General features: G+C 41.3%; 24 protein-coding genes and 2 pseudogenes. 24 read left to right on the forward strand and 2 right to left on the reverse strand.

Annotation, left to right across the window (positions count from 1 at the left end; genetic code table 11):
• Positions 1 to 51 precede the first annotated feature (51 nt).
• From JCM19055_RS28220 to JCM19055_RS03075, 5 genes and pseudogenes are all read left to right on the forward strand, one after another.
• Positions 52 to 360, forward strand: coding sequence for a HAMP domain-containing sensor histidine kinase (locus JCM19055_RS28220; RefSeq protein WP_265181751.1), 309 nt, complete (start codon positions 52 to 54; stop codon positions 358 to 360).
• A gap of 153 nt (positions 361 to 513) precedes the next feature.
• A pseudogene (locus JCM19055_RS03065) lies at positions 514 to 1,195 on the forward strand (ABC transporter ATP-binding protein).
• Positions 1,192 to 1,617, forward strand: a complete 426-nt coding sequence (locus JCM19055_RS22500) for an ABC transporter permease (RefSeq protein WP_052365840.1) — start codon at positions 1,192 to 1,194, stop codon at positions 1,615 to 1,617. The pseudogene JCM19055_RS03065 and the gene JCM19055_RS22500 overlap by 4 nt, the downstream one beginning before the upstream one ends.
• Positions 1,539 to 3,800 (forward strand): ABC transporter permease, encoded by a 2,262-nt coding sequence (locus JCM19055_RS03070; RefSeq protein ID WP_081833396.1) that lies wholly within the window; start codon positions 1,539 to 1,541, stop codon positions 3,798 to 3,800. Before JCM19055_RS22500 ends, JCM19055_RS03070 begins: the two co-directional genes overlap by 79 nt.
• A 39-nt stretch (positions 3,801 to 3,839) precedes the next feature.
• Positions 3,840 to 4,058: a hypothetical protein gene (locus JCM19055_RS03075; protein ID WP_042358469.1), complete on the forward strand. Its 219-nt coding sequence runs from the start codon at positions 3,840 to 3,842 to the stop codon at positions 4,056 to 4,058.
• A gap of 151 nt (positions 4,059 to 4,209) precedes the next feature.
• On the opposite strand, the gene JCM19055_RS26955 is transcribed toward JCM19055_RS03075, so the two are convergent.
• Entirely contained in the window at positions 4,210 to 4,365 is a 156-nt protein-coding gene (locus JCM19055_RS26955; protein WP_193745280.1) for a hypothetical protein, read from the reverse strand.
• A gap of 74 nt (positions 4,366 to 4,439) precedes the next feature.
• Here JCM19055_RS26955 and JCM19055_RS03080 point away from each other — a divergent pair, with 74 nt between their 5' ends.
• A complete protein-coding gene (locus tag JCM19055_RS03080; RefSeq protein ID WP_052365842.1) occupies positions 4,440 to 4,946 on the forward strand; it encodes a GNAT family N-acetyltransferase in 507 nt (168 codons plus the stop codon).
• Between the two features lie 224 nt (positions 4,947 to 5,170).
• On the opposite strand, the gene JCM19055_RS26145 is transcribed toward JCM19055_RS03080, so the two are convergent.
• On the reverse strand, positions 5,171 to 5,311 hold the full coding sequence (locus JCM19055_RS26145; RefSeq protein ID WP_152549394.1) for a lmo0937 family membrane protein: 141 nt from the start codon (positions 5,309 to 5,311) through the stop codon (positions 5,171 to 5,173).
• Positions 5,312 to 5,462: 151 nt separating this feature from the next.
• On the opposite strand from JCM19055_RS26145, the gene JCM19055_RS03085 reads away from it, so the two are divergent.
• The 18 genes and pseudogenes from JCM19055_RS03085 (at position 5,463) to JCM19055_RS03140 (ending at position 17,523) form a co-directional block, all read left to right on the forward strand.
• Positions 5,463 to 6,782: an ArgE/DapE family deacylase gene (locus JCM19055_RS03085; protein WP_042358470.1), complete on the forward strand. Its 1,320-nt coding sequence runs from the start codon at positions 5,463 to 5,465 to the stop codon at positions 6,780 to 6,782.
• 250 nt (positions 6,783 to 7,032) lie between these two features.
• A complete protein-coding gene (locus JCM19055_RS03090) occupies positions 7,033 to 8,124 on the forward strand; it encodes an alkaline phosphatase (protein WP_042358471.1) in 1,092 nt (363 codons plus the stop codon).
• 150 nt (positions 8,125 to 8,274) lie between these two features.
• The gene (locus JCM19055_RS03095; protein WP_042358556.1) at positions 8,275 to 9,885 is read left to right on the forward strand and encodes an NAD(P)/FAD-dependent oxidoreductase; all 1,611 of its coding nucleotides are present in this window, start codon (positions 8,275 to 8,277) and stop codon (positions 9,883 to 9,885) included.
• Between the two features lie 85 nt (positions 9,886 to 9,970).
• Positions 9,971 to 10,427: pseudogene (locus JCM19055_RS03100) on the forward strand (DUF523 domain-containing protein).
• Positions 10,428 to 10,518: 91 nt separating this feature from the next.
• Positions 10,519 to 10,674 carry a hypothetical protein gene (locus JCM19055_RS26960; protein ID WP_193745281.1) on the forward strand — a complete coding sequence of 52 codons (156 nt, stop codon included), beginning with the start codon at positions 10,519 to 10,521 and terminating at the stop codon, positions 10,672 to 10,674.
• 48 nt (positions 10,675 to 10,722) lie between these two features.
• Positions 10,723 to 11,052 (forward strand): hypothetical protein, encoded by a 330-nt coding sequence (locus tag JCM19055_RS03105; RefSeq protein ID WP_042358472.1) that lies wholly within the window; start codon positions 10,723 to 10,725, stop codon positions 11,050 to 11,052.
• Positions 11,053 to 11,177: 125 nt separating this feature from the next.
• On the forward strand, positions 11,178 to 11,732 hold the full coding sequence (locus tag JCM19055_RS28225) for an MFS transporter (protein ID WP_265181721.1): 555 nt from the start codon (positions 11,178 to 11,180) through the stop codon (positions 11,730 to 11,732).
• Complete coding sequence (locus tag JCM19055_RS28230; RefSeq protein WP_265181722.1) at positions 11,719 to 12,156, forward strand: MFS transporter; 438 nt, start codon at positions 11,719 to 11,721, stop codon at positions 12,154 to 12,156. Before JCM19055_RS28225 ends, JCM19055_RS28230 begins: the two co-directional genes overlap by 14 nt.
• Positions 12,153 to 12,410, forward strand: a complete 258-nt coding sequence (locus JCM19055_RS28235; protein WP_265181723.1) for a hypothetical protein — start codon at positions 12,153 to 12,155, stop codon at positions 12,408 to 12,410. The genes JCM19055_RS28230 and JCM19055_RS28235 overlap by 4 nt, the downstream gene beginning before the upstream one ends.
• A gap of 64 nt (positions 12,411 to 12,474) precedes the next feature.
• On the forward strand, positions 12,475 to 13,005 hold the full coding sequence (locus JCM19055_RS22505; protein WP_152549721.1) for an alpha/beta fold hydrolase: 531 nt from the start codon (positions 12,475 to 12,477) through the stop codon (positions 13,003 to 13,005).
• Positions 13,006 to 13,052: 47 nt separating this feature from the next.
• Positions 13,053 to 13,277 carry a hypothetical protein gene (locus JCM19055_RS22510; protein WP_152549722.1) on the forward strand — a complete coding sequence of 75 codons (225 nt, stop codon included), beginning with the start codon at positions 13,053 to 13,055 and terminating at the stop codon, positions 13,275 to 13,277.
• Between the two features lie 13 nt (positions 13,278 to 13,290).
• Entirely contained in the window at positions 13,291 to 13,428 is a 138-nt protein-coding gene (locus tag JCM19055_RS26965; RefSeq protein ID WP_193745282.1) for a hypothetical protein, read from the forward strand.
• Between the two features lie 27 nt (positions 13,429 to 13,455).
• On the forward strand, positions 13,456 to 13,692 hold the full coding sequence (locus JCM19055_RS03120; RefSeq protein WP_042358474.1) for a hypothetical protein: 237 nt from the start codon (positions 13,456 to 13,458) through the stop codon (positions 13,690 to 13,692).
• 33 nt (positions 13,693 to 13,725) lie between these two features.
• Entirely contained in the window at positions 13,726 to 14,892 is a 1,167-nt protein-coding gene (locus tag JCM19055_RS03125) for an alpha/beta fold hydrolase (protein WP_042358475.1), read from the forward strand.
• The gene (locus JCM19055_RS26150) at positions 14,883 to 14,978 is read left to right on the forward strand and encodes an acyl-CoA thioester hydrolase/BAAT C-terminal domain-containing protein (RefSeq protein WP_152549723.1); all 96 of its coding nucleotides are present in this window, start codon (positions 14,883 to 14,885) and stop codon (positions 14,976 to 14,978) included. Before JCM19055_RS03125 ends, JCM19055_RS26150 begins: the two co-directional genes overlap by 10 nt.
• A 159-nt stretch (positions 14,979 to 15,137) precedes the next feature.
• Positions 15,138 to 15,431, forward strand: coding sequence for a hypothetical protein (locus tag JCM19055_RS03130; protein ID WP_042358476.1), 294 nt, complete (start codon positions 15,138 to 15,140; stop codon positions 15,429 to 15,431).
• Positions 15,432 to 15,631: 200 nt separating this feature from the next.
• The gene (locus JCM19055_RS03135; RefSeq protein WP_052365845.1) at positions 15,632 to 16,333 is read left to right on the forward strand and encodes a GntR family transcriptional regulator; all 702 of its coding nucleotides are present in this window, start codon (positions 15,632 to 15,634) and stop codon (positions 16,331 to 16,333) included.
• Between the two features lie 359 nt (positions 16,334 to 16,692).
• A complete protein-coding gene (locus tag JCM19055_RS03140; RefSeq protein WP_042358478.1) occupies positions 16,693 to 17,523 on the forward strand; it encodes a sugar phosphate isomerase/epimerase in 831 nt (276 codons plus the stop codon).
• Positions 17,524 to 17,600: the final 77 nt, after the last annotated feature.

Below are 17,600 nucleotides of genomic sequence, written 5' to 3' on the forward strand. Positions count from 1 at the left end.
GAAGGCGTTCTTATTGCCGATTATAATTGGACGAAAGAGGCCGTCATTAATATCTTAAAAAATGCTGTTGAACATACAGGCGACGGCGGAACTGTGTCCATTCAATATCATGAAAATGCTATTTATCAAGAGATTCGTATTGGTGATTCAGGTGAGGGAATTGCTACTAAAGATTTGCCTTATATTTTTAAGCGTTTTTATAAAGGAAGTAATGCAGGAGAGAACAGCGTTGGCATTGGGCTCGCGATGGCACAAAACATTGTAACAAAGCAACATGGAGACATTGAAGTAACGAGTCAAGAGAGGATCGGGACGACGTTTCACTTAAATTTTATAAACGAGTCGTATGATAAATTGTGAAACTTGCTAGGTCTTCGATAAAATGCTAGCAAGTTTTTTTATGAATGCCATCCTTTTACGCGTAAGTGACTAAACTGTCATTTTACGAGTCACGAAACCGTCATGTTAGATGCTTACACTAAATGTAGCAAGAAACTAGTGGGGGTATGAACGATGGAAATATTAAAAATTGATCAGCTAACTAAAGTGTACGGCAAAGGCGACACGGCGTTAAGGCGTTAGATAACGTATCGTTTCAGTGAAAAAAGGAGAATTTATTGCAATTATTGGACCTTCAGGTTCAGGTAAATCAACACTTCTTCATTTGTTAGGTGGGGTTGATCAGCCGAGCAGCGGAAGAGTACTCGTTGATAACACCGATATTTATGAGTTAACTGAAACGAACTTAGCGATCTTTAGAAGAAGGCAAATTGGGCTCATTTATCAATTTTATAACTTATTACCGATTCTCTCTGTCGAAGAAAATATTACGTTACCCGTGTTGTTAGATGGCCATAAAGTGAATGATAAGCATTTCAAGGAAACCGTGGAATTATTAGGATTAAGCGGGCGACTATCGCATTTGCCAAATCAATTGTCAGGTGGACAGCAACAACGTGTCTCGATTGGCAGAGCATTAATTAGTAATCCAGCTATTATGTTGGCCGATGAGCCGACAGGAAACTTAGATAGTAAGAACAGCAAGGAGATCATTGATCTATTGAAGATGTTTAATAAGACGTATAACCAAACGCTCATTGTTATTACACATGATGATCGTATCGCTTTACAAGCGGATCGCGTCATTTCAATTGAAGACGGGAAAGTGGCGAGCGACGAGGTGATTCGTCCATGAATATCGTTAACAAAGTGACGATTCGTCACTTAAAAGAAAACAAAAAGCGTACGCTGATTACGTTGATCGGTACGATTATTTCGGTAGCGATGATTATGGCTGTTGCTACGTTAGGTTCAACGTTTTTAGATCTTATGAAACGGGAGGCTGTGACGAGTTCAGGAGATTGGCATGTCGGATTTGAAGATGTTCAACATGAACAGTTGCGAGCGCTTGAAGAAAGTGACTGGCTAGGTGATGTGGCGTTAATGCGAGAGCATGGTTATGCTGAGTTTGAAGAAAGCCCTGACTCTACAAAACCGTATTTCTACGTGCGTGACTTAAACCTACGGCCTTTGAAACGATGCAAATTGAACTTCTTGATGGGCGCTTACCACATGCACCTGATGAAGTCGTCATCTCTGAAGATCTTCGCACAATGAATCAGTTTGATCACGCGATAGGTGATACTGTAACTGTCGCAATCGGAGATCGAACGAGTGAATATATTGCGAGTGAAGAAACAAGGACAAGCTCGTACTCGCTTCAAACGATGGATGGTGAGCGGGAAGAGTCGTTAACGAACGTACAAGATGAGACCTACACGATTGTTGGTGTAACCAAAAAGCCATTATGGGAATCTTCCTGGTCGCCTGGGTATTCAATGATTCGCATACTCACTGACAACAATCATGATAATCATAACGATGTTGCTGCGTTTATGTCAGTGCCAAACGTAGACCGAGGCGTATATGACGAACTAACAACCTTTGGGGAAGAAATCGGACTTGATCGACCATTCTTTAACGATGATCTATTACGAGCAAGTGGAATTACGGCGAGTGATTCGATGCAATCCGTTCTCTATGGATTGATCTCTATTATTATGGCGATCATCGTTATAGGTTCTGTAGCTCTAATCTTTAATTCCTTTGCGATTTCGGTTTCGGAACGTTCTCGTTATTTAGGAATGTTATCAAGCGTGGGAGCGACGAAACGGCAGAAGCGTAACTCTGTTTATTTCGAAGGATTTATTATTGGTTCCATTGCGATTCCTTTAGGAATGATTGCAGGGGTGCTAGGAATTGGCGTAACACTGTCGATTATCGGCTCAATCATGGAAGACATGGGTGTTGAGACCGAATTATTCATGGTAGTATCACCGGAAGCTGTCATGATATCAGCAGTTATAGCTATGCTAACGATTTTTATTTCAACGTATGTGCCAGCCCAACGGGCATCGCGGATTACGGCAATTGATGCCATTCGACAGTCACACGATGTGAAATTAACGAAACGAAAAGTAAAAACGAATCGCTTCGTTCGATCTCTTTTTGGCGTTGAAGGTGAGATTGCACTAAAAAACCAAAAACGAAACAAAAAGCGTTACATGGTCACGGTGTTTTCATTAGTCGTAAGCATCGTGTTGTTTTTGTCCGTGTCTTACTTTGGTTCAGCATTTACGAAATCCCTTGAATTATCTAATGCTCAACAGAATTTTGATATTAGTGTTCAGTTAGATGCAGATGAAAATGAAGAGGCTAATCTTGTACAAGAGTTGACGAGCTTAGATGCGGTGGAGCGTTTTAGCATGAATCGCTCTCAAATGTTTCGAACGGTCGTTGAGGAAGAGAGATTACCTGAAGCACTAGTCGATGATATGAATAACCATGCCCCAGAGTTGAAAGAAGAAGGTGGCTATTCGTACTATGTGCGTGTGTTCGGTTTGTCTGATTCGAGTTTTTCAGAATATGCCCAACAGATCGGTGTTGAAGATGCCTCGTTTAGGAACACAGATGATCCACAAGCCATACTCATTAATCATGTTCAATACGAAGATGACGAGGCTGGGAAGTTCGTCGAAACTGAAAGCATCCAAGCAGACGTTGGTGATCAGTTTGATATTGAGATCGAAGTGTATCCTGAGGGAGCAGATGAATGGACCTATGAAGATGTCGGTTCGATTGAAATCGGTGCACTAACCTCCGAGCACCCAATTGGCTACATTGAACAATGGCTCGGATCAATGACGCTGATCGTTTCAACAGACGTGTTTGAGACGTTAACAGAACAAGCAACGCACCCTTCCGATTACCGACTCTACCTGCAGTCGGATGATCCTGAACTCGTTCAAGAACAGATCGATCAAATGGATCAGGTTTCTGATTCAGCCGTGATGAATATGCATGAAGCGCAACAACGAGACCAACAAATGGTCATGATTATTTCCATTTTCTTGTATGGATTTATCACGCTCATTACGTTAATTTCCATTGCGAACATCTTAAACACGATTTCAACAAGCATCGCACTTCGTAAACGAGAATTCGCCATGCTAAAATCAATGGGAATGACCCCTAAATCCTTTAACAAAATGATTTACTTTGAAAGTATTTTCTATGGCATTAAAGCGTTGGCATATGGATTACCAATTAGTGGAATCATTATGTATGGCATCTATTTCACAAATCAAAATGCCTTTTCCTACGCATTTGAGCTACCTTGGACAGAAATTATCGCCGTCATCATCGGCGTGTTCATCATCGTCGCCATGGCGATGGCCTACTCCATGTCCAAAGTAAAGAAAAACAACATTATCGAAACGTTAAAACAAGAGAATCTGTAGTGAAATCCCCTCGTACCGGTTGGTACGGGGGGATTTTTGATGAGCGGCAAGGTTGGCGGAACAAGACACGGGTATGGTGGAACAAGACTCGAGCATGGTGGATCAAGACTCGAGCATGGTGGAACAAGACTCGAGCATGGTGGAACAAGACTCGAGCATGGTGGATCAAGACTCGAGCATGGTGGAACAAGACTCAGGCAAGACGGATTAAGACTCGCACAATTCGAGTCTTCTGCTACCTACGTAAATCCACCTTAGCTAGCTATTTCTACATAGACAAAGATACAACAGTCATCATGACAGCCATGATCGCGCCGATTCCGAAAGATCCTATTACGAGCCATTGCGGTATCTTCTCTCGTCGTTTTTTTAATTAAGAATTCGGTGATACTTACCGCGGCATAAATTGCTACAATTGGAAGTAGTAAGTTATCAAGAGTGATTGAACACCTGTTGCGACCATTAACGTCACAAAGAGCATGCCGTAGATGAGGACTGACATAAAGGCATGGCTTTTTGGACCTAATACGCCTTCTTTTGTTTTAGCAGTAGCTTCAGTATTCATTAATTCTCACCTCTTACGGTTAGTGTACCTGAAATTCTAACTTCTGAAAAATTAGTAATTGGAGGAATGGAGTCTTGATTATTCGACTTGCAACGTTTTCGGATGCGGTGTCCATCTATACGATTCAACATGCAGTTATTAAAGAAGACAACGGTCTGATCACGAGTCCAACAGAATGGGCAAAACAAGTTGACGATGTGGAGAAAGAGATTAATCAGACGATCATGAATGATCGTGAAGTGATCTTTGTAGCTGAAGAAAATGAAGTTGTGGTTGGGTATATCTGTTGCCATTCACCAAAGCCAATTCGATTGCAGCATACAGCGTCATTTGAAATGATGATAAAAAAAAGCAACCCGAGGAAAAGGGTACGGAGAATTGCTCATTCGGCATTTGCTTTCTTGGGCAAAAGAAAATCCTTACTTAGAAAAAAAATCAGTCTCGGGGTGCTCTCATCAAACGAGCAGGCGATTAAATTGTATGAGCGGTTCGGATTTGTCGAAGAGGGACGCAAACGAAACGAATGGAAACGCGGACCGAATGATTACGCGGATGATGTTTTGATGTATGTGTTTGTATAGAGGTGCACACCGGCAGGTCTATATTGATTGGAGGAGGTGGGGATCATAAAAACCATATTTAATTACTTTTGTGATGGGTTTTTGCGTCCAAATGAAGGTTAAATCATTGAAATTCCCACATAAACCTTTTCTTACAGAAAGATGGTCCTTTCTCGAACTTGAAATGACACAAATAAAAAAAACGAGCCAACCTGGGCTCGTTTCTATAAATAATATGATTGCTGTTATCTTCTACCTGTTAATAATTGAATAATAACGATAACCAATGCAACGACTAGTAAAAGGTGAACGAGTCCGCCACCGACACCGCCGATAAAACCGAGTAACCATAAAATTAAAATGATACCAATAATTGTCCAAAGCATGTGATTGGCTCCTTTGTGTTTGTGTTATAACCTTACATTCCCTAGAGTTTACCTAGTGAAACATCTAGTCTTTTTCTATTTTAAAAATAGGAGTTTTAGAGTAGAAGTAGCGGGAATGTTGTAGGGGAGAAAAGTTTTAGGGAGTGAGACCATGATTACAGCACAGGATACGAACGTAAATGAAATCCATAAAGAAATTGAAACTAGTTGGAATGAGCAACTTGAGTTTCTTAAAGAGTTAATTCGATATAAATCATTAAGTGGAGAAGAACGACCGATTCAACAATATATTGCCCATTACTTGCAAAATCAATTACACATGCATGTTGATCGGTTTCAACCAGATATTGAAGCGATCGCAAAGCATCCTGGTTTTTCCCCGGTAGAATGGGATTATAAGAACAGTGATATTGTCGTTGGGAGTCACTATGGATCAGAAGGCGAGAAAAACGCCTTGATTTTCCAAGGGCATACCGATGTGGTAAGTGCTGAGCCGGTTTCACTCTGGAATACAGATCCTTATGAACCGACAGAGAAAGACGGTCGTTTATATGGGCGTGGTGCAGCAGATATGAAAGCAGGGTTAGCGGCGATGGTTTTTGCGTATCGTGCCATCCAAAAAGCAGGCTATCAGCCGAAATCGAATGTGATGCTACAATTTGTTCCAGATGAAGAACGAACAGGGAATGGGGCATTAGCCGCGTTGGAGGCAGGTTATACAGGAAAAGCAGCCCTCATACCTGAACCATTTGGACTAAAAGCGGCTTATGCTCAAGTTGGGAGTTTGTGGTTCAGAGTACGCTATGATACGGTTCGGAATACACAAGATGGACATGTTCAATGCAATGCAATTGAAAAAGGACAAGTGATCATTGATACCTTAAAACAATATGTCCGTCACTTAAACGAGCAAGTCACTCATCCAGCTTTTAAAGATCAAGAAGAACCGATTGAAATGAACATCGGCAAATTTCATTCTGGAGACTTTGAGTCAAATGAACCTGTCGTTGGAACAATTGAAGGTCGAATTGGTCTCGTACCAGGAGAAATCGTTAAAGAGCGTAAGGAATCAATGCGCACCTTTTTACGGGAGGCGTTGCAATCGGACGAATGGTTTCGTGATCATCTTCCTCACATTGAATTTTATGGTTTTCACGCTGAGCCGACAGAAAGTGATGATCAATCTCAGCTGTTCCAGGCGCTAGATCATGCTCATGAAGAAGTGATCGGAGGGCAACCAAAGCGACGCACGTTGCCTTCAACGACAGATGCCCGTTTCTTCCAGTTGTATTACGACAGTGATGCAATTTGCTACGGACCAGAAGGAGCGAACTTCCATGAAATTAATGAATGGGTAGATTTAGAGAGTGTGAAGCAAGTGACGAAGGTTTATGCGAATTTATTAAGTTCGTGGTGTGGATTAGAAAAGATTAGTGAAGCGACTGCTGAAGAAGTCGATGAGAGCAAGTAAGGCGGACCATTATGGTTCGTCTTTTTTTATAGTTATGTTTACCACTCATTAACACAATTAACATTCGTGATGATCATAGTACTAGTTTACTTCGATAAAGTCCTTAGCAATTAACTGATCGTACAGGGAAGACCAGCCTTAGGAAAGTCTCATTTTGAACGGTCTACGGAACATTTATCTTTCTCCAATATGTGATTAACGTTCGCTTGTTACGCTAACTGTGACAACACAAACATTGGAGGGATTCGGGATGAAAAAGTGGATGGTTAGTTCCGTAGTGGCTACAGCTGTTTTGGCAGGGCTTGGAGATGTAAGTGAGCAGGCCGAAGCACAAGGGGAAGCGAAAAATGTGATTTTTATGATTCCTGATGGGTATTCATCTGGTTATGCTAGTGTCTACCGCGCATTTAAAGACGAAGGAATTCCAGCGTGGGATGAGCACCAAGTCGGCCACATGATGACACACTCTGCGAACAACCGTGTAACAGACTCTGCGGCAGCTGGAACAGCGATGGCAACCGGAGTGAAAACGAACAACGGTGTCATTGGCTTAAACCCAGAAGGAGAGCGTGTGCAAACGGTTCTTGAAGCAGCGAAAGACTCAGGAAGATCTACCGGGTTAGTGGCGACATCGACGATCACTCATGCGACTCCAGCTGCGTTTGCGTCTCATGTTTCAAACCGAAACAATGAAATGGAAATTGCTAATCAGTTTTATAATCAAGATATTGATGTGTTACTCGGTGGAGGAGAAAGCTATTTCTTACCGAAAAGTGAAGGTGGGCACCAATACTTAATGAATTATATGAAACGTTTTGAGCGTGATGGGTATGAGATTGCCCGAAATGCAGAGCAGTTACACTCTGTGAATAGTGACCGAGTTGTCGGGTTGTTCGCAAACAACGCAATGGCTCCTGAACGGGATCGTCATGAAACGGATGAACCTTCTCTTCAAGAGATGACAGAGGCTGCGCTAAGTGCGCTTGATCAGAACGACGAGGGCTTCTTCCTCATGGTTGAAGGAAGTCAAATTGACTGGGCAGGTCATGCAAACGATTATGATTGGGCGATGACCGATACTGAAGCATTTGAAGCGGCATATATCGAGGCAATTGAATTCGCGAAAGAAGATGAAGAAACGCTTGTCGTGATGGCGAGTGACCATGATACAGGTGGTTTAGCTCTTGATGGCAATGATAACCCGGTGTGGAGCACAACGAACCATACTGGTGTTGATGTTCCGGTCTATAGCTTCGGACCAGGCAGTGAACAGTTCGGTGGACTAATGGACAATACTGATTTACCTAAAATGATTGCAAATGCGTTAGACATAGAATTATAAGTTCATCTAAAAAGTCGTGTGGACGGGCATCCCGATTCCGCACGGCTTTTTTTTGTGATTGTTCAGAGCATCAGCTAAAAAAAACAGGAAAATAACAGATAAATGGATAATAAGTTAAAGAATAGAAATCTAGTTAGGAGGATCGCAATGATGTCAGAACAAACGCATCAAACAGATTATGACGTTCTTGTTGTTGGGGCAGGGTTTTCGGGATTGTATGCGGTATATCGTTTTCGTGAGGCTGGGTTAACAGTGCAAGGGTTTGAGCGAGCGGAAGATGTTGGTGGGGTGTGGCATTGGAATCGCTATCCGGGAGCGAAATGTGATTCCGAAAGCATCTACTACAACTTTACCTTCTCAGAAGACATTTACCGAAAATGGACGTGGTCATCCCGGTTTGCTTCTCAAAAAGAAATATTATGTTACTTACATTTTGTTGCAGAAGAGCTGGACTTAAAAAAACATTTCCAGTTTCAGCGAGAAGTCGTGTCCGCATTTTATGATGATGAGAACGAGTTGTGGAAAGTTCATTTTAGTGACGATGTCACTGTGACAGCAAAGTATTTCATTGCGGCAACAGGATGTTTATCCAAAGCGAATGTTCCACCAATTTCAGGGATTGATCAGTTTGAGGGGGAATGGTATCACACGGGTGATTGGCCAGTTGATGAAGTAGACTTTAAAGATCAAGACGTAGCAGTCATCGGGACGGGATCTAGCGGCGTACAAGCGATTCCAGTGATTGCAAAAGAGGCCAAGTCGTTGACCGTGTTTCAACGTACGCCGCAATATGCAGTGCCCGCGAACAATTACGTGTATGAGCATGACTACATCGACAGCGTAAAGAAGGATAGAAGTTCAATCCGTGAATTAATGTATTCGACTCGTCTTGGCATGCCTACGGACCGGCGCGAAGTGTCTGCTCTTGATGAAACAAAAGAACAGCGTGAAATAATCTATGAACATGCGTGGAATAAAGGTGGGTTTGTTTTTCCAACCGCGTATAATGATTTATTAATAAGCGAAGAATCCAACGCAACAGCAGCGAACTTTATTCGCAATAAAATTCGCTCGACTGTTCAAAATGAAGATGTCGCAGAACAGTTATGCCCGGAGTATTACTACGCTGCGAAGCGTCCGATTTTTGATAGTGGGTATTATGAGACCTTTAATCAACCGAACGTCTCTCTCGTTGACGTGAAGCAAGAACCGATTGAAGTGCTCACAAAAACGGGGATCCAGACGACCAAGACGCTTTATGACTTTGATAAGATCGTGTTTGCCACAGGATATGACGGGATCACAGGGTCTTTGTTTAAAATGAATATTCACGGACGTAGCGGTCAATCACTTCAAGAGCATTGGCAAAACGGTGAGACCGTGCAAACGTACTTAGGAGTTGCAACGGATGATTTCCCTAATTTCTTCATGATTACAGGACCTCAAAGCCCTTCGGTTCTCATGAACATGCCGGTTGCTATTGAGCAACATGTCGACTTTATTACGGACTTGATTATGAATGCGAGGGAAAAAGGGAGTACGAATGTTGAAGTCGTTCAAGCAGCGGTGTCAAATTGGAGTAATGAATGTAAGACGATTGCGGACTACACGTTATACGTAAAAACGGATTCTTGGTATACTGGTACGAATATTGAAAATCGCACAAGCCGCTTTCCGATTTTTGTCGCTGGCTTTCCGATTTTTAAGCAGATCTGTGATCAAGTCATCCAAAATGATTTCGAAGGATTTGTGATGAGTTAAGCAGAAAAATCTGGAATAACGACCTCTGCGATCAGTTCGGTTGCAGAGGTTCAGTTGTGCGTGTCAACGAACGAGGAGTGATGAAATGATTGTTGTTAGTGCTTGTTTAGCCGGGATGCCGGTTCGCTATGATGGCCAACATAAAGGTCATGAGTTAATTCAACAGTGGCTTAGTGAGAGGAAAGCGATCCCGGTTTGCCCGGAATTGCTTGGGGGATTACAGACACCAAGGGAACCTGCGGAAATCGTAGGTGGAACAGGGGATGACGTGCTTGAGGGTTGTGCACAAGTCATCGACAAAAAAAAGGAAATGATGTGAGTGACAATTTATAGCAGGTGCTTACAAAACGTTAAGTAAAATTCAGGAACTAGATGCAAGCCTTGTTATTTTAAAAGAAGACAGCCCGTCGTGCGGGAGTCGGTCGATCTATAGTGGATCATTCAATGGTGAGAAAATTCAAGGCAATGGTGTCACTGCAGCTCTTTTGAAAAAGCATGGGATCGAAGTATGTTCTGAACATGAGCTCGTAAACATGGGATGAAGATACGTGTGGCAAAAAAATGAGCCTGAATAACTCCTTTGAAGTTAACGTCATGAATATGACGGGTATAGGTACTAAAGGAGGAATTAGAATGGGATTCGAGTGGATCGGTTTGTTTGCGATCTTGTTGTACATCGCTTTTTTTGCCGCTGGTGCAGTTGTTGCTTACTTTGTCATTCGTTTTGCTGTGAAACATGGCGTGAGAGATGCCCAGCATGAATTGAAGAAACAACCGCCAGGAGTTTAGCATGATGGACGTTAGGGAAGTGATTCTACATTCATAGGAGAGTTTTAGATGTTGGTAGTGATTCTACTAGTAATTGGAGTCGGTTTACTCGTTATGTATGCAGTTTCGTATGCTTACAAAAATGAAGAGAAAGTTGATCAAGGCTTCACGTTAAACTATCACCGTTTATCGTATCGAAGGAAGTTTATACGCACATTCTGGATGACACCGTTCATTATTTTTACGATTTTTTTCATTTTTATGTTATCGACTTGGGGAGTTGCAATTGATATTCTTATTATTTCAATGTTAATAATTTCTCACGTCTTTCAGTTGATCTACACGTACATCAAATGGAAAAGATCCGAATCTGAAGAGCATGAGTTACATCATGAATGACCTAAAGCTTCGCATTTGCGTGGCTTATTTTTTATGACAAATTATTGAAATTAGTGAATTGGACAAGGAGATTCGGATTCAGTAACGGAAAGGGTTATCAACTGAAACGGTAAGGTGGGATGTTTTTGCAAAGAGATGACTGGAAACCACGTTTTCTGTTGTTGTCTACGTTAGGCATTTCAAGTGTTGGTGACTTTATTTACTTAGTCGCAATTAATCTATTCGTCTTTCAACTGACGGGTTCTGCAGCGGCTGTTGCAACGCTTTGGTTAATTGGACCTTTAACGAATATGATTGCGAAGTTCTGGACGGGTAGCTTTATTGACGATCGTAGTAAACGGAAAGTGATGATGGTTACATACGTATGCCGAGCGGTTTTTGTGGCGTGTATACCTTTAGCGCCTAATCTTTTTGTCGTTTATTTGATCTTGGTTTTACTTAGTGTTGCACGTGCGTTTTATCACCCTGCTTCAATGACATTTGTCACGATGACAGTACCTAAAGAGAAGCGCAAAAAGTTCAACTCGTTACGATCTCTGTTCACATCAAGTGCAGGTATTATTGGACCGGCAATTGGTGGAGCGTTAATTATGCTTACAACGGTACAACTTACGTTTTGGATTAATGTCTCTTTTTTTCCTCATTGCCGCATTCCTTCTCTGGCTAATGCCAGACAATGAGAAGCGGGAGAATGAGAAGATTCCTACACTAACCATTGCGCAAGTGATTCAAGACTTTCGAGTCGTACAGTCGTTTATGAAACAACAACGCTATGTTGCGCTCATTTACATGAGTTTTATTTTGTTAATGACATTTACGTTTGCGATGGATGCACAAGAAGTCGTATTCACACAACAAGTCATTGGGCTGAGTGAATTTGAATTTAGTCTATTAATTAGCTTAACAGGCATTGGTGCGATTGCTGGTGGTCTAGTATTAACGATGATTTCAAAACATCTTTCCATTCGAGTAATGATTGTCATGGGACTCCTGTTGACGATTAGCGGGTATGGCATTTATGCGTTGTCGTGGTCGTTTTTGTCGGTCACTGTAGGCTTTATGATTCTCGGATTTTTTTTAATGCATTTCTATATGCAGGGATGACAACTTTTTATCAAAACAATGTACCCGTGGAGATGATGGGGAGGGTGACGAGCATCTATGATTTGATTCAAAGTGCTAGCCAAATTTTGCTCATTCTTATGCTCGGGTTGTTTGCGGATTTGTTTTCATTACGAGCCACATTAATCGTTTTCGTGAGTATCATGGCAATCGGTGCAATTGGCTTCTCCATAGCAATCTTGAACAAGCAAAAAGATCCCCTATTTTCTGAACAAGAAGATCATCGTTCAGCATAACTTATGATAGAATAAGGAGGTCTAAAGTTCTATTTATCAATAATTTTCAATGAATGAGGAGATTATGAGAAGGATAAAGATCTTTGCGATGATCGTTACGATAGGATTCATTGTCCTCATCGTTGGAATTCGATTGCTACACCTCGTAGCGAGTGACAATGAAAGAGAACGTTTCCCCGCTCCAGGTGACGTTGTAAATATCAATGATGCCAACATGCACGTATATAGCGAAGGAAAAGGCGAGACCACAATTGTCTTTATGAGTGGTGGCGGAACCCAAGCACCTACGATTGATTTCAAGCCATTATGGTCGCTTCTTACAGATGAGTATCGTATTGCTGTAGTGGAAAAGCCAGGATACGGTTGGAGTGCAGAATCAGACAGTCCCCGTACTGTCGAGCAAATGGTGGCGGAAATGAGAGAAGCACTTCGCCTTTCTGGACATCGACGCCGTATGTGTTGGCACCCCACTCCATGTCTGGTCTTGAAGCACTTTACTATGCATCTGTTTATCCTGAAGAAGTGCAAGCGATTGTCGGTCTTGATCCTGCCGTACCAAAGAGCTATGAGCAATTGCAGGTACCGAGCTCAATAATCATAACTGGCTCGGGTGCCTTAAGTGAGTTTGGTGGTTTGCGCATCTTGCCTTCGTTTGTAAAAGAAGCGGATATTTTCTCGACGGCGTACTTATCTACAGAGGATAAAAAAGCTTACAAATCTTTCATTCATCGTGGAACGATGACGAAGAATATGCGCGAGGAGATTGAGCGAGTGCATGAGAACGCGGCAGTTGTAAGCAATCATATTCCTAGGGAGACGCCGATGTTGTTTTTTTGCTTCGAACGGTCAAGGGACGGGAATCGATGATTGGCGAGAAACATTGAACAAGTATTTAAATGAAATAACGGACAATGAATTGATCGAAATTGATCGTAGTCACTATATTCACGTGTATGAACCTGAACAGATCGCAGCCGAAATGAAACGTTTTTTGCATCGATTAGATGAAGAGTCTTAGACAATGTTTTTAGGAGAGGATTAGCTTATGAACATCTTTTTCGGAGTGTTGTTCTTTCTTTGGGGAATTGTTGTCATTCTACTCGGTCTAAAAAAATTAAGTGAAGCGGATTTGAAGTCAAAAGGGAAAATTAATAGCCCGTATTTTGAAGTGGAGTGGTTGACGAGGTGGATTCAGAACCTCCCAACAGCACTTATTCGTGCCTTTGTGATTTTCATTGGTGTTAGTTTTTCTGGATTTGGTTTGTTTCTGCTCGTATGGTAAACGGTTCATTTGAAAGTGGGGAGTTTCATTACAATGATTGAACAGAAGGTAAGAATTGAAATTCAAGAAGAGAGTACGTTAGTAACAGAAAGTTTCTCATTACAGATCGAGACTGGAGACGCGAATAAGTCCTTTCGTATAGCAACCTCAACGAAGGACGATCGAGGTCATGCATTCATTGCAGCGATGGACGCGCTCGCTGATGAACACGGTACGATTAAGATGCAAAACGATTTGATGAGGCTGATTGAATCGATGAGAAGTAAAGATGGAAAAGAAAGAATGTTCGTGAAACACTCAGATGCACCGGTAACGTTTGAACTGGAACTAATGGATGATAATAAAATGATTGCTAAAGCAATGGTGACGAGAACATTTTTAACAGATGATATCCAAAAAGAAGTCATTGAAAACAAAGAGCTCGTCGGTACAGTGTATTATCCTCATACAAATGATCCATTGCCTGCAATTGTGATCGTTGGAGGCTCAGATGGTGCACACCATGAGTCCGCCGCAGCCTTACTTGCCTCAAAAGGATATGTGGTGATGGCGCTCGCCTACTTTGGTAAAGCAGGATTGCCGAAAGGAATTGTGAACATTCCACTAGAGTATGTTGACAATGCGTTTACATACTTGAAGGAAAAGACGATTGTGGATAACGAAAGACTTGCAATGATCGGACATTCACGAGGTTCTGAGCTTGCGTTATTGTATGCATCCTCTTATTCGAGCTTAAAAGCAGTGATTGGTGTTGCGCCGAGCGCAGTGCAATTTTCTGGGATTCAGAACTTCCAACCCGTAGCAAAGCCCGCGTGGACATACAATGGTGAACCGTTTTCTTATTTTGCAGCGAAGCAAACATTCTCAGATATGTTGTCGTTCTTCGGCCATATGATTAAGAGAAAGCCATTTTCAGGCTTAGAAGCGATAGAAAGAAACTTGGCGGATCAAAAGCAGTACGAAGAACATCTCATTCCTGTCGAGAAAATTGATGCGTCGGTGATGCTCGTAGCGGGTACGGATGATCACATTCAACCTGCAGTATTTTTCTCAGAGTTAATGGAAAAGAAACTTCAACATCATAGTAAATCGAACGTCCGTGTGATCATTCAAGAAGGTGCGGGGCACTTCTCTGCATTTCCAAGTCATTTACCGCATCTTCACAGACACTTGGCGATACAAACGTTGCAATGTCGATGATCTTCGGGGGAACGAGAGAAGCAAATGCAGAAGCGACGATCAACTCTTGGGAAGAGACACTTACGTTTTTAGAAGAATGTTTATAGTCATATCGAAGACACCTTTAATGAGTAAAGGTGTTTTTTTCATACGCTCATGTTGAGAAGCAACTGTCACGATCCGTTGCATACAATCATAAATAATTAGGTAAAGCACTTACGGAATTGATGGGATTGTTGTAACAACAGAGAGGGTGATCACTGATTATGGACACGATGTTAAGTGTATTCTTTTTAGTTGTCCTCATTGGTCCTCTAGTTATATTTGGACCTTCCCAAGTCATTCATGTCACAGAATCCGCCATCACGCCTCGAGAAAAACGACGGTTTTTCAATGTTGTGGTGATGAATTCTGGAATCATGCTCATGGCGATTGTCATAGGACTTGGAACGGGGGCTTGGATTCCTGTCTTAGCTTCGGCACTCGTGTATTATCATCTGACTATTTTATTATGCGTGTATTTCGTAAAGGTTCGTAAAGAGAAGAAGAGGGAAATTTAATCTCATGGACACAAGAAACCCTTTTGACAACGGTTAAAAGGGTTGTTTTGTTTCATGATTACACTTATATTTTTAATGGAAATACGTACAAGCTATCGATTCATCAGCTTAAATGACGAGAGGGCAAGTGATTCATTTGTTGACATGTATACTAGTATGCACTTAAAATTACCTTAATTCAGAATACAAGCAGGTGAACTATGGCACACATAACATTTCCACGAAAGACGTTAGGTACTGAGATCTACCGTTATTTGTATAACGAAGTAATAACGTTGAAGTATAAGCCAGGACAAATGATTTCAGAGAATGAGCTTGCACAGTTGCTCGGAGTAAGCAGAACACCGATTCGTGAGGCCATCCGTTTGTTGTCATCGGAAGGATTTTTACGAGTCATTCCGCAAAAGGGTATTCAAGTTGAATACATCTCATTAAATAAAGTGAAAGAAGCCTTCCAAGTACGTGAGAGTCTAGAAAGGACAGCTTTTAGACAAGTTGCTGAAGCATGGAATTCAGGGACAAAAGAAGCAATACAGCATAAAAGTATAGTGCTTGATGTGATTATGCAACAGAAGGAAGCTGCCAATAAAGAAGATTTAGAGCAATTTTATCATTATGATGAAGTTTTTCATGATAAAATTTTAGAAATTTGTGGAAATGAAACATTAAGTGCATATGTGAGGCAAGTTCGCGGGCATGTAAATCGTATGCGTTATCTTGAATTCTATGAAACACAAGAAACAAAACGAATTATTGAAGACCACGAAAAGATGCTACAACTAATTGAATCCAACAATGCTACGGATTTAGACATTAAGTTAACTGAGCATCTTAACAATGTTTGGGCGTACTATGATTACATTTTTGAGAAATATCCAGAATATTTTTCAGCAAGGCGGTAAATGTAAAAGCTTTACTGCCCTTTGTCTGTCTTAACTTGTATACTAGTATCTCAGTTAAGCTTTATGTTTAAGAAATTGCTGTTTTAATAGGAATGAGTGATGCAGGTACGAGGAAAATGTTCAGATCATGGAGGTTTCATCTCATGGGAAATTAGCTGCAATGAATTCTGAAGTGGAAAGATAAATATCTGAGTATTGTAAATAAACGGAGTGTCAAATACTATCTAAATCTCTACATGGATAGGGTTTATTCAAATAATGTGGTCATTTTTAGAAAGCGCTTACGAAAAAGAGCAGTTATAAGAACAACCGCCGAAATGGTAGAAAAAAACCAAGAAGTATGAGAGGAATGGATCAAAATGAGCTATAAATATTCACTTGCACATTTAACAGCATTGGATCTAGCACCACCCGAATTGACATACATTGCCGCAAAAGCAGGGTATGACTATGTAAGCATACGTCCAATCTACATGGGATTGCCTAACGAGCCGAATTATGACCTTGCAAACAAGAAAGAGATGTTTAGAGATACGCGTAAAGCTATACAAGAGACAGGGATGGAGCTTTTGGATATTGAGTTAGCAAAGATTAATAGCGATACCAATCCAGCGGATTATGAACCTGCTTTTCATGTTGCTGCAGAGCTGGGTGGTAAACACGTTCTAAGTAGCATATGGACAGAGGATATTGTGTTTGCCAAAGAATGTTTTGCAGAGCTTTGTGATATAGCAAAACCATATGGCTTGACGATAGAGCTAGAATTTGTACCAATTGCTACTGTGTCAACCTTACAAGGTGCTGTCGATGTACTAGAATCTACTAAACGATCAAATTCTGGATTAATGATTGACGCGCATCATTTTCATCGTTCAAGAGATCGAGTTGAGGACTTAGATCATATTCCTAAAGATTGGTTTCGCTATTTCCATTTATGTGATGCAATTGGCCAAATACCTCTTGATCGTGAGGAGATGACTCGTATTGTTCGTGAAGAGCGGCTTTATATTGGCGAAGGAGGAACCAATGTTGGTGAAGTTTTAAAGCGAATTCCAAAAGTTCCAATGTCACTCGAAATGCCTCATAAAGCACGTGCGAAAGAGTTTGGAAATGAAGAGTTTGTTCGTCGTTGTTTACAATCTGCCAAAATGTTCATAGCATCCATAGAAACAGAAGTAAATAAAAATTAAAGCGTTTTCAAATTGACACGCTATCCGTCCCGTTTTACAATGGTGGTACCATTTAACGAAATCGTGTTCTATTTAAT

Origin of the sequence: Geomicrobium sp. JCM 19055 (assembly GCF_000698185.1) — a bacterium.
GTDB classification, from domain to species: domain Bacteria; phylum Bacillota; class Bacilli; order Bacillales; family Marinococcaceae; genus Geomicrobium_A; species Geomicrobium_A sediminis.

What these genes read in the sequence shown, in the direction of transcription:
- JCM19055_RS28230 (WP_265181722.1), top strand. Translation starts at nt 11,719, where the DNA reads ATGCCAGACAATGAGAAGCGGGAGAATGAGAAGATTCCTACACTAACC.
- JCM19055_RS26955 (WP_193745280.1), bottom strand. Translation starts at nt 4,365, where the DNA reads ATGAATACTGAAGCTACTGCTAAAACAAAAGAAGGCGTATTAGGTCCA.
- JCM19055_RS28235 (WP_265181723.1), top strand. Translation starts at nt 12,153, where the DNA reads ATGACAACTTTTTATCAAAACAATGTACCCGTGGAGATGATGGGGAGG.
- JCM19055_RS03105 (WP_042358472.1), top strand. Translation starts at nt 10,723, where the DNA reads ATGTTGGTAGTGATTCTACTAGTAATTGGAGTCGGTTTACTCGTTATG.
- JCM19055_RS03075 (WP_042358469.1), top strand. Translation starts at nt 3,840, where the DNA reads ATGAGCGGCAAGGTTGGCGGAACAAGACACGGGTATGGTGGAACAAGA.
- JCM19055_RS22500 (WP_052365840.1), top strand. Translation starts at nt 1,192, where the DNA reads ATGAATATCGTTAACAAAGTGACGATTCGTCACTTAAAAGAAAACAAA.
- JCM19055_RS26150 (WP_152549723.1), top strand. Translation starts at nt 14,883, where the DNA reads ATGTCGATGATCTTCGGGGGAACGAGAGAAGCAAATGCAGAAGCGACG.
- JCM19055_RS22505 (WP_152549721.1), top strand. Translation starts at nt 12,475, where the DNA reads ATGAGAAGGATAAAGATCTTTGCGATGATCGTTACGATAGGATTCATT.
- JCM19055_RS03140 (WP_042358478.1), top strand. Translation starts at nt 16,693, where the DNA reads ATGAGCTATAAATATTCACTTGCACATTTAACAGCATTGGATCTAGCA.
- JCM19055_RS26960 (WP_193745281.1), top strand. Translation starts at nt 10,519, where the DNA reads ATGGGATTCGAGTGGATCGGTTTGTTTGCGATCTTGTTGTACATCGCT.
- JCM19055_RS03085 (WP_042358470.1), top strand. Translation starts at nt 5,463, where the DNA reads ATGATTACAGCACAGGATACGAACGTAAATGAAATCCATAAAGAAATT.
- JCM19055_RS03135 (WP_052365845.1), top strand. Translation starts at nt 15,632, where the DNA reads ATGGCACACATAACATTTCCACGAAAGACGTTAGGTACTGAGATCTAC.
- JCM19055_RS03125 (WP_042358475.1), top strand. Translation starts at nt 13,726, where the DNA reads ATGATTGAACAGAAGGTAAGAATTGAAATTCAAGAAGAGAGTACGTTA.
- JCM19055_RS03120 (WP_042358474.1), top strand. Translation starts at nt 13,456, where the DNA reads ATGAACATCTTTTTCGGAGTGTTGTTCTTTCTTTGGGGAATTGTTGTC.
- JCM19055_RS03070 (WP_081833396.1), top strand. Translation starts at nt 1,539, where the DNA reads ATGCAAATTGAACTTCTTGATGGGCGCTTACCACATGCACCTGATGAA.
- JCM19055_RS26145 (WP_152549394.1), bottom strand. Translation starts at nt 5,311, where the DNA reads ATGCTTTGGACAATTATTGGTATCATTTTAATTTTATGGTTACTCGGT.
- JCM19055_RS03090 (WP_042358471.1), top strand. Translation starts at nt 7,033, where the DNA reads ATGAAAAAGTGGATGGTTAGTTCCGTAGTGGCTACAGCTGTTTTGGCA.
- JCM19055_RS03130 (WP_042358476.1), top strand. Translation starts at nt 15,138, where the DNA reads ATGGACACGATGTTAAGTGTATTCTTTTTAGTTGTCCTCATTGGTCCT.
- JCM19055_RS03095 (WP_042358556.1), top strand. Translation starts at nt 8,275, where the DNA reads ATGTCAGAACAAACGCATCAAACAGATTATGACGTTCTTGTTGTTGGG.